Raw genomic sequence first — 14125 nt, forward strand, 5'->3', positions numbered from 1 at the left:
CGATCGTGCCGAGCCCTGCCGCGAGCAGGTCCCGACGGGGCAATTCGATCGATCGGGCTCGATACGGGTCAGACATGCGATCCTCCTGAAGGCTGCGGTCGGAAGCCGTGATCGTGCTGCCGATATTCGGGATCATGCTGGGAAGCGGCGCTGGCAGCTATCGGACCGGTTGCGAGCAGAGGCAGGACAAGAGGCTCGCCAGGCCTAGACCAAGGTTCAGCGTGCTTACCGCAGATGCGTGTCGAGGAACGCCCAGCTCCGTTCATTGGCGATCGCAGCTGCGGCCGGGTCGTAGCGGTCGCCGCCGTGCCGGGTGAATGCGTGACCGCAACCGGGATAGCTGTGCACCGTCACCACCGGGTTCGTCGCGAAGGCGTCGGATATCGCGCGGCGCGCCTCTGGCAGGATATATTCGTCTGCCTCGCCCAGATGAACGATCATCGGGGTCGATACGCGATCCGCCTCGTCGAGATAGGTCTCGGCCTGGCCTGGATAATAGACCACGGTCGCGTCGGCCCCATAGCGGGCGGTCGTCAGAAATGCCATCAGCCCGCCCATGCAATAGCCGAGCAGCGCCGCGCGACCGCTGGTGCCCTGGATCGAGCGGGAGAAGGCAAGGACTTCGGCTATGTCCTGTGCCGCCAGATCACGGTCGAATTCGGTGTAGAGCTGATTGATCCGGGGCAAGTCCGCCTCGGTCCATCGCGACAGACTGAAACCCGGCGCAATGCGCCAGTAAAGATCGGGGCAGATCGCCATGTACCCCCGGTCGGCGAGTTCGCGACAGGTGGCGCGAACATCGTCATTTATCCCGAACACTTCGTGGAGCACGACGACCGCCGGGGCGGTATCCGCCCGGGGATGCTCGACGTGCAGGCCAATGCTGCCGCCGTCCATGGCATAGCTGATAAACTCGCTCATGATCGATCTCCTGTGAAAAACCGGTTCAGCCGATGTCGAGCCCGGTCCAGTCGGCCGAGCGCTGCCAGAGGCGTTCCGCCGCAGCGTCGTCCGCGGCCCAGGCGGCGACGCCCTTTCGGCCGAGATCGCCGTGGTTGAGCGGGGCAATGTCGCAGTCTTCGCAATAGACGCCGCCGCGTCCGTCGAGCAGCGCGCTGGTCGCGCACCACAGCGACGTTGCCGCGGCCTGTTCGAGCGTCTTCATGCCCTGAGCCGGGTCGACCCGGGGATTGCCCTGGGCATCGAGCGCGTCGAAGCCCGCAATCTCGTCCGCCGAAAGATGGCGCGCCAGATCGGTCAGCACTTGCCCGGGATGAAGCGAAAAGGCGCGGACGCCTAACGGCGCGCCGCGGCGGTCCAGCGCGCGGGCGAAGAGTGCGTTGGCGGTCTTGGACTGGCCATAGGCGACCCATTTGTCATAGTCGCGCCGGCGGAAATCGATGTCGTCAAAGTCGATTCCGGCAATCTGATGCCCGCGCGACGATACCGCGACGACGCGTGCCCCTTGCGCCGCCAGCGCAGGCCAAAGTGCGCAGGTCAGGCGGTAATGACCGAGATGGTTGACCGCGAACTGCCCCTCATGGCCGTCGCGGTCGCGAATGAGCGGCGTTGCCATGACGCCTGCGCAGCAGATCAGCAGCGACACGGCCCGTCCGGTGTCGAGCAAGCGCGCGGCGAAAGCCTGCACCGACCCGGCGTCGATCAGGTCCATCGGCAGGATCTCGACTCCTTCCACCCCGGCAAGCGCCGCCGCGGCCCTTTCCGTATCGCGCGCCGGGATCGTCACCGTCGCACCGGCCGTCGCCAGCGCCTTGGCGGTGACGAGGCCGAGTCCGGAGTAGCCGCCGGTGACGATCGCGTTTCGACCGGTCAGGTCGACGCCGCGCATCACCTCTTCGGCGGTTGTCGCGGGTCCGAAGCCCGAGGGAATGGGGGTCTGTGGGGTCGTCATCACCGTGGCTATCCTGTCGTGGGGAGAGCGCAACATGTATCGAGCGGCGGCTCCGACCTCTGCCGGGCGATCGTATCGATGATCCTAGACGGAGTGCGAGGTCGGCCGAGCGCGGGGTCTAGGCGGTCAAACGGTTCCACTGGCCGGCAGGTGCGCCACCCTGGCGGGCTGGAGGCTGTGGCGTAGCCAGTCATCGAACCGAAGCGTGCCGAGAAAGGCATTTGGCCCGGGGAGAAGCGACCGCTCCCCCAGCAGCGCGCCGAAGTAGCGGGCGCGCGGATCGGCCACGACCCGGCGATTGTCTTCGAACGCGGTGGCGATCTCCGACGCGACTTCGTCCAATCGCATCTGTTCGGGCCCGGCAATCTCGATCGGTCCGCCGCGCGGCCCGGTGAACGTCATGTCGGCCAGCGCGTCGGCAACATCCTGACCGGCGATCGGCTGGACCCGCGCAGGCGCGATCGGGATATCCCGCGCAGTGCCTTCCTGCACCACGTCACGCACGAATTCGAAGAACTGGGTCGATCGTACGATGGTGAAGTTTAGACCGGACCCGGCGATCATCGCCTCCTGCAGCATCTTGGCGCGGAAATAGTCGATATCTGCCAGTCGATCGAGGCCGACGATCGACAACGCGATATGATGCTTCACGCCGGCGCTTCGTTCTGCCGCAATCAGGTTGAGGCTTGATGCCTCGAAGAAGCGAAGCGGTCCAACGCCGGTAAGGGTCGAAGGACCGGACACGTCGACGACGACCTCTGCCCCCTCCAGCACCCGGGCCAGCCCTGCGCCCGTGACCAGATCGACGCCGTCCCGACGCGACGCCCGGTAGACACGGCAATCCTCCTGGCGGAGATTCGCGACCAGCCGGCTGCCGATGCGCCCGGTGCCGCCGAAGACGACGATCTTCATGGGAGTTCCTTTGGTTGTACGTTCGGCAGGGGGTCAGGTCGTTGCGGCGGCGGGCTGTGCGGCCGGCGACTGGGCGGTGCTTTCGAGCCACCAGTCCAGCGGGGTCGGACCCTGTCGGGCGGTCGATTCGGGCACCAGCGAACCGTGCTTGACCGGCACGCCGAAATAGCGGGCCGCCGGATCGATCACGACGTGTCTCGGGTCGTGATCAAAAGCGAGCACGCGGCCGACGATCGCGCCCATGCTCATGCGCTCGGGGCCGGCGATCTCGATCATGTCATTTGCCGCTTCGCCCAGCGCGAGTTCGGCAAGGATGGCGGCGACATCCCGCGAGGCCATCGGCTGAAACTGCACGTCCGGCAGCCGCACCTGAGTGCCGTCGGTCGATGCGTCGGCGATGGTCCGCACCAGTTCAAAGAATTGCGTCGCGCGAACCAGCGTGTAGGGGATGGGCGACCGCCGAATCTGCTCCTCCTGCGCCAGCTTTGCGCGGAAATATCCGCTGACCTGAAGTCGATCGGTGCCGACGATCGACAATGCGATATGGTGTCCGACCCCGGCCTCGACCGCTGCCGCGGCGATGTTGCCGCCCGCCGTGCGGAAGAAGTCCATCGCCGGCTCGTCCTCGATCGATGGCGAATTCGACACGTCGATCACGACCTGCACGTCCGACATCGCATCGGCCAGGCCTTTGCCAGTGAGGATATCCACCCCGGTGCTGGGGGCGGCGGGGACGGCCCGATGGCCAGCTTGGCGCAGGAGGCTGACGACTTGCGAACCGATCAATCCGGTGCCGCCGATGACGAGAATGTTCATGATGGGTCCTTTCACTCATGGATGAAGTTCAGGCGGGAAGAAGCGAGCGGCGCAGCCATTCCTCGAAGCCGGTGGCGCCGATCTGGGGGTACATCCCGCCGGTCAGAGGCTCGCATCCCACGGCCGCGCCGAAAAACGGCGCTGAGGTGTCCGTGACGACCGGCCGGACATCCTCGCTTGCCGTCAGAAGCTGTTCGGCGAGCGTCGAGAGGGCGTAGGTGTCCGGGCCGGCGATCTCGAGGAGGGCGTTCTCGGGCGAAGAGAGTGCGACGCGGCACAGGGCGCGCGCGGCGTCATCTGCCGCGATCGGTCGAAGTTTCACCGGTGGAACGCGGACCGCAGGCCGAGCGCTCTGTGCGAGGACGACGTCCTGGACATATTCGAAAAGCGGCGCCGATCTGACGATCGTGAAGGGAATGTCGCTGGCAACGAGCAGCGCCTCCTGCGCGTTCTTCGCCCGGAAATAGCCGCTGTCGATGCGATCGCTTCCGATCGCGGAAAAGGTGATATGGTGAGCGACCGCGGCCTGCCGTTCGATTGCCAGCAAGGTTGCGCCAGCCGCCTCGAAGAAGCGGCGCATTTCGGCCGAGGCGCCGTAGCCGGGGCTCGACGTGTCGATCACGGCATGTGCATCCTCCAGAACGCGTGCGAGACCGCGCCCCGTCAAAATGTCGACGCCCGTGGACCGCGCGGCGGCGACCGCTTGATGTCCGGCGGCCCGCAGGCCGTGCACGACGCGCGCGCCGACCATGCCCGTGCCGCCGATAACCACGATCTTCATGACCCGCCTCGCTGTTGAACGACCGCCAAGCGGTCCGCATTGCGTGACGATGATCGGCCGATCGGACGCAGTGGGCCATTGTGCGAACGGGGTGGTGCGGCTCGCCGATCGCCGATGCGACCTCGCCCTTGGGCGAGGTTGATCCCGCGGCAGGGAAACGAGATGATCCAGGCCGGCAGTGTCCCATTGGCAGGCGCACCTAGCCAAGGTCGGGGATCGTCGCCCTGAGAAGATCGAGCAGAGCGTCGCCCGCCACCGGCTTGGTGAACCAGGCGAGCGCGCCGTCCTGCATCGCACGTGCGCGGGTCGCATCGTGTGCGGATGACGTGATGAAGATCACCGGCACCGCGTGTTCTTCCGCGCGCAGGCGCGCCTGGAACTCCAGTCCATTGATGCCAGGCATGCGTACATCGGTGATGATCGCGTCGTAATCGGCGGCATTGGCAGTTGCGAGAAACAGGTCCGCGCTGGCGAAGGGGTCAGGACGGAAGCCTTCGGCAAGCAGGAAATCGTAAAGCGCGTCGCGGACGCCACGGTCGTCGTCCACGATCGCAATCACAGCCTGTCTGGACAAGTACGAGGTCCTTGGTCACGCGGCCGGATCGGCCTGAACCGGTGTCGCGCACGCGCGCGTCGTTCGTAACCAGACCAAGGTCTAGGTCGTTGGCGCTCGGTGTGCGAAGGCTGCCGGCGACAGGTGGACGCCGTGCGTTGGCGTGGTTCTGCGGCCGGCAGGGGCCCCTGCCTCCCGAGTTTCGAACGCCACGCGCCTGTGAACAGAGATGTTCCGGTGCGGCCGCGAATGGCGCCGCCGATCCATATTCTGCCCCAGCCGATGATCCCGTTGCGGATGTCGCTATCGCTAGAGCTCGATGATTCCCCGCTGAAGCGCGGCAGTGACCGCACGGGTTCGATCGGTCACCTCAAGCTTGGCGAAGATGCTCTTCAGATGTGCCTTCACCGTCTCGTCGGACACGCCGAGCAGCGTGCCGATTTCGCGATTGGCACGCCCGAGCGCAACAGCCCGGAGCACTTGCGTCTCGCGATCGGTGAGCGTCATGCCGGTCACGTGCGTCGCGAGTTCGTCCGCCACGTCGCGATGAATGTGGCGCTGACCCGCATATACGGCCTTGATCGCTGCGATCATCTCGGTCCGCAGGCTGCTCTTCAGCAGATAGCCCAGGGCGCCTGCCCGCAGCGCGCGCAGCGCCTGGCCATCGCCGCCATAGGTTGTCAGCACCAGGATCCGCGCGCCCGGTGCTTCGGCGCGGATCGCCTCGATCGCCTCGAAGCCATTGATGCCGGGCATCTGCAGGTCCATCAGGACGACGTCGGGCCGGACCGATCGGAACATCTCGATCGCTTCGGCGCCGCTGCCGGCTTCGCCGACCAGCATGATGTCGGCGCAATTCTCCAGCATTGCGGCGACGCCCTCGCGCAGCACCGGATGATCGTCGGCGATCATCAGGCGGATGCAGGTCGAAGTCTGGGTCATCATTCTTCCTCGACTCGGCGCGGGCCCGTCATCCCGGTCTGCTTGTCGCGCGATATTGCCCCGAAGCGTATCCCCCTCGGCGGGGGGCTGCACCTAACCCGATCGGGGAATAGGATGGTGCTGGCGGATCGGCTAGCTTCACATGATTGCAGCCGATGCGATCGAGCGCCCGTCGCGCGACGGTCCGAGAGCGAGGAAGGGCAAGCGAGGCGTGCCAGCCTATGCCTGGAAGACCGACGCGCGGGGAGCGTTCATCTATCTCGACCCACGGTTCCTGCAGTGGCGGGGCAGGGGGCTGGACCAGCATGGCGTCGACCGGGACGGTTCACTGGCCTATGTCGAGGCCGTGCATCCCGACGACCGCGATGCCGGTCTCGGCCACTGGATCGCATGCCTCGGCACCGGAGCACCCTTCCTCGCCGAGATGCGGCTGCGTGACGCCGGTGGCGCATATCGCTGGTGGCGCGCGGAGGGCCGACCGACCCGGGACGCCTCTGGCCGGATCATCGAATGGTCCGGATCGGTGATCGATGTGCACGATCTGAAGCTGGCCGAGGCGCGGTTGCGGGAACGCGAACGTGAACTGATGTTCCTGGCCGATACCGTGCCCGCCCTGATCTGGAGCGCGTCGGCCGACGGCGAGCCCGTGTTCATCAACCGCCGGCTGTGCGACTGGGCGGGCATCGAAGTGGAGGACTTGAACGACCCCGACCGCAGCCGTCTGGCGGTGGCGGTGGCGAGGACGGTACACCCCGACGACGCGGCGATGGTCGGTGCCGCGCTCGGCGACGCGTTTCGGTCGGGGACTTCATTCTCGATGCGCTATCGCCATCGCTGCGCCGACGGATCCTATCGATGGGTGGAGGGGGCTGCCGAACCGCTGCGCGCTGCCGATGGCAAGATCCTTCGATGGTACGGCGTGTCGCGCGATATCGAGGACGAGATCCGCGATCGAGAGGCATTACGCAAGGCGCGCGAACGTCTGGAGCGGGCAACACAGTTGGCCAGCCTCTCAACGCTGGCCGCCTCGATCGCGCACGAGATCAATCAGCCACTTGCGGCTATCGTGACCAACGCGCAGGCCGCGCAGCGCTGGTTTGCCGCCGACCCTCCGAACCTGGAACGGGTGAGCGCCATCATCGGACGGATCGTCGAGGCGGGACAGGGCGCGGCCGAGGTGGTTCAGCGGATTCGCGCCCTTTTTACGAGCCAGGACCGGCAATGCGAGGTGATTGATGCGAATGCACTAATTGCCGGCGCGGCCTCGTTGATGGCCGATGATATCGCGATGCGACGGGCGACCGTCACCCTCTCGCTGCAATCCGGAATGCCGCCCGTGTTTGCCGATCCGATCCAGGTCCAGCAGGTGATCGTCAATCTGATCCGCAACGCGCTGGAAGCACTGGAGGGTGTCGAGGCCGCTGCGATCGAAGTCACAAGCCGGCTGGAGCAATCCGCGCTGCAGATCGAGGTCCGTGATAACGGGCCCGGGCACGTCGATATCGCCGCGATGTTCGAGCCCTTCGTGACCACCAAGACCGGCGGCATGGGAATGGGCCTCGCCATCTGCCGGTCGATCGCCCAGGCGCATGGCGGCAATCTGCGAGCGGAAAGGGCGCTGCCCGGCATGCGGATGATGCTGACGCTGCCGCTGCGGAGTCCTGACGAGGACGGGCGGACGGAGGGATGAGCGATCAGCGATGCAATCGCTCGAGCCAGCGCGAAACCGGGAAGCGTGGCGCTGCGCGAAACACGATATGACCGGGCAGGTCCAGAGTAACGGTGGTGCCGTTGCCGGTCGTGCTGCCGACCGTGAGCCTGCCGGACAGGCGTTCGATGCGTTCGCGCATGCCTGCCAGTCCGAAATGGCCAGCTTTTCCGCCGCGATCGAGAATTTCGGGGGGAATGCCCGCGCCGTCGTCATGAACCCGGATCGTCAGCCGGCGCCGCGTAAAGATCGCCACGATGTCGGTTCGTCTCGCCATGGCGTGGCGCGCGACGTTGAACAACGCTTCGCTCACCACCGCCGCGATTTCTGCGGCTGCGTCAGGGCGGAGAATGCGCGGCTCGCCTTCGACGACCAGCGTCACCTGGGTTGCGGGTGCCAGCATCGACTCTTCCGCAATCGCGCGAAGCAGCGCAGGCAGGTCGCCGTCGTTGGTTGGTTGGCGCAGCGCAAGGACGCGCTCGCGTGCCTCGATCACCACGGAGTCCGCACGCTTCAGCACCGCCTCGAGCCGCGGGCGTTCGGAAGGCGCGATCCGCTCGGCCAGTGCCTGAAAGCTGAGAATGAGTCCCTGGGCGCCCTGGAGGAGAGTGTCGTGCAGATCGCGCGCGATCCGCTCGCGTTCGTCGAGCCGCTCATTCATCCGGAGCCGGAGCCGCCGCGCGATCTGGCGCGTCCGCATCGCGATCGCCGCCCAGCACAGCAGGAGCACACCAATGCCGATGATCAGCAAAAACCAGCGCGACTGGACGAAGGTCGGCGGAATCTCGAAGCTGACCGTGGCACCTTCGTGGTTCCAGACGCCGTCCTGATTGGCGGCAATGACCTGGAAGCGATACTTGCCCGGCGACAGGTTGGTGAAAAACGCTTGGCGGCGCAGCCCAGCCTCGACCCAGTCGCTGTCCTGCCCCTCCAGGCGGTAGCGGACCTGGACCTCGCGAGGACTAAAGAAGTTCATGGCCGCGAAGTCGATTTCGACGTTGCGGGTGCCGGGCGCCAGGCGGAGCTTCCGGGGGTCGCGATAGGTGCGGTCGGCGATCAACGCGCCGATCGCAACGCGGGGCGGGCTGCTGCTTCGACCAATATCCTTTGGATCGAGCCACAAGGTTCCGGACTGGCTGGAGACCCAGATCCGCCCATCGCCGCCCTCGACGAGGGCGTGGCGACTGTGGCGGTGCGGCGGGCTGAGCAAGCCATCGGGGGCGCCGAACAATTGCGAGGACGGAATTAGCGCGGGACGATCGAAGGCGCGATCAAAGGCGACAGTCTGTAGCCGAACCAGTCCCGAAGGCGTGGCGAGCCATGTCTGCCCGGCGGCGGTCTGCACCATGCCACTGACCCCTCTGAAGATTGCGGCGCCGGGCGGAGCAAGCATTGCCCGTCCGTCGTGGACCCGTGCCATCCCAAGTGGAGTCGCCGCATAGAGAGCGCTGTCCCTGCCGGCTTGGAGTGCAATCTCGTCATTGCGGTGGAGCGCGAAGGGAAGCCGAAGCGACTTGCGGGCGGTGTCGTCGATCCAGCTCAGCGTGCCCGGCTGCCAATGGAGTGCGAGGCGGCCGGCGGAGTCCGCCATCATCGAACGCGGGAGGAATTGTGGCCCAGGCGTACCGCCCAGCCTTTCCCACCTGCCGCCGCGATAGCGCATCAGGCCGCCGCGCGCGGCGCTAATCCAGTAATTGCCCTGGCGGTCGAATGCGCAGTCATACAGCGTGGCATTGGTCGGGACTGCGGGTATATTCCGCGACGCTCGGCCATTCTTCCAGCGGACGACGCGCGTGTCGAACGTCACCCAGACGGCACCGTCCGGCGCTTCGCACAGCGTGCTCGGTTCCAGGCTACTGCGCAGAATCGGCTGTGGACGTTCACCGGGGCCTACCCGGTACAGGGTGGCCGACTGACCGATATAGATTGATCCATCGGACGCCCGCATCAGCAGATCGCCAAAGGCGGCAGGTGCATCGAGTTCCGCATAGCTGCGAACCGTTGCCGGCCAGAAGCGGTCGATGCCCTTCTGACTGGCCGCCCAGACATTGCCCTCCCAATCCTGGAGAAGCTGCGTCGTGGAATTGGAGGAAAGTCCGTCGCCCGAGGTGAACCGCTCGACCGCGCGGCGGGCTTCGGCAGCTGATGCGGCGCCGCGCGGATCGGGCAGGGCGACCCGTTCGATCCCGCCATAATAGGTCGCGATCCACAGGTTGCCGGAACGATCGAACATTGGCTGGCCGCGAACCTGTGCGCCATCGGTCGCATAGGCGTGGCGAAGGGGCGGGGGCTTTCCCCGGCCACCCGGACCAGTCACCGGGTAGCTGCCGCGCCGTTCGGACACCCAGACCCTGCCATCCCGGTCTAGCGAAAGTGCGCCCAGCCCGCGCGGCGTGCGCCGCAGGATGCGAAGCCGGTCGTCGCCCGGGGCCAGGCGAGCGATCGAGCGGCCGAAAGAAACCCACAGGGCGCCGTCCGCCGCAACGACCATTCCGACCGCATTGTCGGGCAAGGCGTCCGGGGCAGCGAAGCGAGTCCAGCGGCCCTTGTGCCAGCGCAGGATCGGCGCCTCAATATGGTCGGTCATTACCCAGACCGACCCATCGAGACCTTCCGCCAACTTCACGACCCTCGCAGGGGCTGGTCCGGCGAGCCAGGTCAGTTCCCCGTTACGATAGACGGCGAAGCGAAGGGAGCGGTCGAAGCTGGTCCACAACTCACCATTGCGCCGCACCAGCAGCGCGGATGGCGCGCCATGCCGTGCCGCATCGGCGCTGCTGGTGATCCGGTCGAACCGTGTGCCGTCGAAGCGGAACAGCCCCTCACCGGTCGCAAGCCAGAGGAACCCGCGTTCGTCCTGCGCCAGCGACGAAACCGGCGCGGGTGTCTCCCCGGCCGTGCTCCAGCGCTGATGGGTGTAGTCGCGGATCGAACGAGACTGAGCGTGTGCTGCTTCGGCGGTCGGCGTGGCGAAGAGCAGCGCAAGCAACACCCCTCTCATCGCTTACCCCCGCGCCTGCCCCGTGAGAGGGCGAAACCTATCGCGTGCCGTGCGAACGGCGAAGCGCAAATGCGACAGCTGTAGATCGATACTGCAATGGATCAGGCGGCCGCGTTGCGCGACGTTGTCGCGTCTCGGTCCGACCCGGCAAGTGCGGGCCAGATGACTTCCCAGGCGCGGATCAGTTCTCCGATGGAAGCCAGCTGCATTTTGCCCATCACATTGCCGCGGTGCAGTTTGACCGTCACCTCGCTGATCTGCAGCAAATAGGCGATCTGCTTGTTCAGCTTTCCCAGGCACACGTGACGCATCACCTCCCTCTCGCGCGGGGTCAGCCGCGCATAGCGTTCAAGCAGCAAGTCGCAGGCGGCGGCTTCCCGGCGCCGTGTCCTGTCCAGCGCGATCGCGGCGCTGACAGCGTCAAGCAGCGTCTGGTCACGTACCGGCTTCACCAGGAAATCGACCGCACCTGCCTTGATTGCCTGGACCGACATCGGGATGTCGCCGTGACCGGTGATGAAAATGACCGGCCGTGCCAGACGTCGCGCGCCCATCATCTGCCGGTGCAGCTCCAGCCCGCTGCCGCCGGGCATCCGCACGTCGAGCACGAGGCATCCCGGCCGGTCCGGAATGTCCGCCGCGATCAGTTCTTCGGCCGAAGTGAAGCGGAGCGAGTCGATGCCGACCGAGGCAAGCAGCTCGCCAAGTGCCTCGCATACGCGAACATCGTCATCGACGATCAGGACGAGCGGAGATTCGCCAGAGCTCATGATCGGCCTCAGCTGCTTGTGGATCGCAGCCATGAATAGCGCCTATGGCGCGTTGCGACGATCCCCGGGCATGGGAGGATTGTCTCCCCCGAACGGGGAATATGGGGTAAAGGACGGCGACTCCGCAGCCTCTTAGTAAAGCTGGCTGGGGGGAGGTGCAGCTCCAGTCGCTGATGCGAAATGTTGTTGCAGAGCGCCGTGTGTAGGTGAGGTGACTTAAGCTAAATCGTGTCAGTCTCGTACCGTCAGGTTATTCGACCCAATTTTTGCACTGCGTACCGCGAAACTTGCTTGGTGGGGTATCTATGGGGGTATTATCGTCGCTTCCCAAAAAGCTTCCTCCACATCTCCGCTACTTATCAGCGATAGTTAAGATCAAAATATCCTGCTCCCGCAACCAACATCACACCCACACACACAGCCGCCTCGGTCTCGCCGAAGGCGGCTTTTTTGCGTCCCACGCTGGAGACGACTGCCATGCTCGTCATGATCTCGGGATGCTCGGGCGGCGGCAAATCCACGCTGCTGCGCGAACTCGCACGGCGCGGATATGCCGTTGTAGATGAACCCGGCCGACGCATCATCGCCGAGGCCAGGCGGACAGGCGACGACCGCACCCTCCCGTGGGTGGACGCCGCCGCCTTTGCCAGCCGCGCGCTTGAAATGGCGGTCGCCGATTTCGAGGCCGCAAAAGGTCTGACCTTCTTCGACCGCGGGATCGTCGACGCCGCAGTCGCCATCACCGCTGCCGGCGGGGATCCTCCGGCAGCACTGGTGAAGCGCTTACGCTATGACCGACTCTTCCTCGCGCCGCCCTGGCCCGCAATCTACGAGAATGACGAGGATCGCCGCCACAGCCTGGACAAGGCGCTGTCCGATCATCGGCGGGTGGAACAGGCCTATATCAATGCCGGCTATGATCCGGTGTATCTGCCGCGCCATACCGTCCAGGCGCGCGCAGAGTTCGTGACCCGAGCGCTTGGCATCGGAGAGTAGGCGATCTGGTTCGATACAGAGCGCCAACCCTGGTTCATGGGGCAGCTGGCTTCCGGCCCTACCGGCCCTTGGCTTGCCCGCCGCTTGCGACCCGCCGGCTCCGACCTCAGCGATACAGCGCCTGCGCATCGCGCTTGAATTCGCTGCCGCTGTCGGGGCGGCTGTAGAACATGTGGCCGCCAGCATAGACGCGCAGCGCCACGCGTTCCTGCTGCCCGAAGGCCGGCATCTGGTCGATGATCAGCCGCGATGCGAAATAGGGGCAGGACAGGTCGTCCCAGCCATGGACGATCAACACCCGCATCTTGGAATCCGCGGCGATCGCCTTTCGCAGGTCGGTCACCGGCGTGTCGGCGGGCTTGCCGCGATCCCATGCCTCGTTCACGTCATAGGACAGCGCATAGTAGCGCGCATCGGTCTTCCATCCCACTTCGCGCGTGATGAAGTCGACCGCGGCGCTGGTGGTCGGCGCGATCAGCGCGTCGAGCAGCGGATCGTTCGAGCGCTGCTGCGGTGACCAGGGGAAGGGATCGAAGGCGGTGACGTTCGAATCATAGACGCTGCCGATCGTCCCCTCGTCGCGGCGGATCTCGCGCAGGAAGGTGCGGCTGTCGACTCGTCCGCCCAGCCGCCGGACCAGCGTGGGGTCGAGGCCGGTGAGCTCGGTCACTCGCTGGACGATGCGTCCGGTCGCCTCGGGGTCAGACCGACCGCGCAGCAGATCGCGCGCGAAATCGCCGCGCGTATAGGCCTCGACCTCCGCCATCGCTGCGGGCGTCAGCCGCCCGTGCCGCTCCAGATTTGCCGCGGCCATCGACGGCAGATCGATCATCCAGGGGAGCGGAGAGAGCGCGGTCGCATCGTCGCCGGATGCGGGATCGAGATAGGGCGACACCATGATCAGGCCATTGACGCCCACCCCGATCTGCGACTGCAACTCATAGGCGATGCGCGGCGCGCGATAGCCGCCATAGCTTTCACCCATCACATATTTGGGCGAGCGCAGCCGTCCCTCCTTCACCAGCCAGTCGAAGACCACCTTCGACAGATAGCGGATATCGGGGTCGTTGCCGTAGAAGGCCTTCTTGGTCTCGGCCTCGTCGACCAGGCTGCGGCTATAGCCGGTGCCAATCGGATCGATGAAGACGAGGTCGGTGAAATCGAGCCAGCTATTGGGATTGTCGATCGCAATCGGCGAGTCAGAGGGGGCATCGCCCTGCGCGCCGAACTGAACCCGCTTGGGGCCGACGGCACCATAGTTGAGATAGACCGACGAGGCGCCCGGCCCGCCATTGAAGGCGAAGGTAACGGGGCGGTTGGGGCCCGCGTTCGGGACCGTATAGGCGGTGTAGACGACTTCGCCGATCATCTTGCCCTTCGCATCGCGCACGGACACGTGGCCGACGGTCGCCTTATAGGCGATGACCCGACCGCCGATCCGCGCCGACTGCGCGATCGTCTTGTCGTCGGGCAGGGGCGGCAGATTGGAGTCCCCATCCTCCTTCTTGGCCTCGGTCGACGCCGGCTTGGCGTCCTGGGCGTGAGCAACCGACGGAGCGATGACGATCAGCAATGCGGGAAGAAGGCGAAGAAACAAGGCAGTGAACTCCGTGGAGGCCGTCTCCCTTGTCGCAGCGCGGAGGGCGTCGCGCAACGCGGATCGATGGCAGCCCGATCCCCTTTTCTACCGAATGAACTCGGAATGCCTCTCGCCCGCGATCGGTGTGCCCCGGT

12 protein-coding genes are annotated in these 14125 nt (G+C 65.8%); 2 read left to right on the top strand and 10 right to left on the bottom strand.

The annotated features are described in order from the left end of the window. Positions 1-225 precede the first annotated feature (225 nt). The 7 genes from ACZ1H8_RS09700 to ACZ1H8_RS09730 all read right to left on the bottom strand — a co-directional run bounded on the left by ACZ1H8_RS09700 (position 226) and on the right by ACZ1H8_RS09730 (position 5916). Positions 226-921 (bottom strand): dienelactone hydrolase family protein, encoded by a 696-nt coding sequence (locus tag ACZ1H8_RS09700; protein WP_465181090.1) that lies wholly within the window; start codon positions 919-921, stop codon positions 226-228. A 25-nt stretch (positions 922-946) separates the two neighbouring features. Further along, positions 947-1912, bottom strand: coding sequence for an oxidoreductase (locus ACZ1H8_RS09705; RefSeq protein ID WP_465181091.1), 966 nt, complete (start codon positions 1910-1912; stop codon positions 947-949). A 126-nt stretch (positions 1913-2038) separates the two neighbouring features. Further along, positions 2039-2824 carry an SDR family oxidoreductase gene (locus ACZ1H8_RS09710; protein ID WP_465181092.1) on the bottom strand — a complete coding sequence of 262 codons (786 nt, stop codon included), beginning with the start codon at positions 2822-2824 and terminating at the stop codon, positions 2039-2041. A 33-nt stretch (positions 2825-2857) separates the two neighbouring features. Continuing rightward, positions 2858-3640, bottom strand: coding sequence for an SDR family oxidoreductase (locus tag ACZ1H8_RS09715; RefSeq protein WP_465181093.1), 783 nt, complete (start codon positions 3638-3640; stop codon positions 2858-2860). A gap of 28 nt (positions 3641-3668) precedes the next feature. Continuing rightward, positions 3669-4421: an SDR family oxidoreductase gene (locus ACZ1H8_RS09720; protein ID WP_465181094.1), complete on the bottom strand. Its 753-nt coding sequence runs from the start codon at positions 4419-4421 to the stop codon at positions 3669-3671. 199 nt (positions 4422-4620) lie between these two features. Continuing rightward, positions 4621-4995 (bottom strand): response regulator transcription factor, encoded by a 375-nt coding sequence (locus tag ACZ1H8_RS09725; RefSeq protein ID WP_465181095.1) that lies wholly within the window; start codon positions 4993-4995, stop codon positions 4621-4623. Positions 4996-5283: 288 nt separating this feature from the next. Next, positions 5284-5916 (bottom strand): response regulator, encoded by a 633-nt coding sequence (locus ACZ1H8_RS09730; protein WP_465181096.1) that lies wholly within the window; start codon positions 5914-5916, stop codon positions 5284-5286. Between the two features lie 142 nt (positions 5917-6058). On the opposite strand from ACZ1H8_RS09730, the gene ACZ1H8_RS09735 reads away from it, so the two are divergent. Beyond that, entirely contained in the window at positions 6059-7606 is a 1548-nt protein-coding gene (locus ACZ1H8_RS09735) for a PAS domain-containing sensor histidine kinase (RefSeq protein WP_465181097.1), read from the top strand. A 4-nt stretch (positions 7607-7610) separates the two neighbouring features. On the opposite strand, the gene ACZ1H8_RS09740 is transcribed toward ACZ1H8_RS09735, so the two are convergent. Further along, entirely contained in the window at positions 7611-10625 is a 3015-nt protein-coding gene (locus ACZ1H8_RS09740; RefSeq protein WP_465181098.1) for a sensor histidine kinase, read from the bottom strand. 101 nt (positions 10626-10726) lie between these two features. After that, on the bottom strand, positions 10727-11428 hold the full coding sequence (locus ACZ1H8_RS09745) for a response regulator transcription factor (protein WP_465181099.1): 702 nt from the start codon (positions 11426-11428) through the stop codon (positions 10727-10729). A 444-nt stretch (positions 11429-11872) separates the two neighbouring features. Here ACZ1H8_RS09745 and ACZ1H8_RS09750 point away from each other — a divergent pair, with 444 nt between their 5' ends. After that, positions 11873-12391 carry an AAA family ATPase gene (locus ACZ1H8_RS09750; protein WP_465181100.1) on the top strand — a complete coding sequence of 173 codons (519 nt, stop codon included), beginning with the start codon at positions 11873-11875 and terminating at the stop codon, positions 12389-12391. 106 nt (positions 12392-12497) lie between these two features. Here the strand turns inward: ACZ1H8_RS09750 and ACZ1H8_RS09755 are convergent, their stop codons facing one another. Further along, entirely contained in the window at positions 12498-13988 is a 1491-nt protein-coding gene (locus ACZ1H8_RS09755) for a S10 family peptidase (RefSeq protein WP_465181101.1), read from the bottom strand. Between the last annotated feature and the right edge of the window lie 137 nt (positions 13989-14125).

It is taken from the genome of Sphingomonas sp. BL-S-25 (assembly GCF_055521555.1).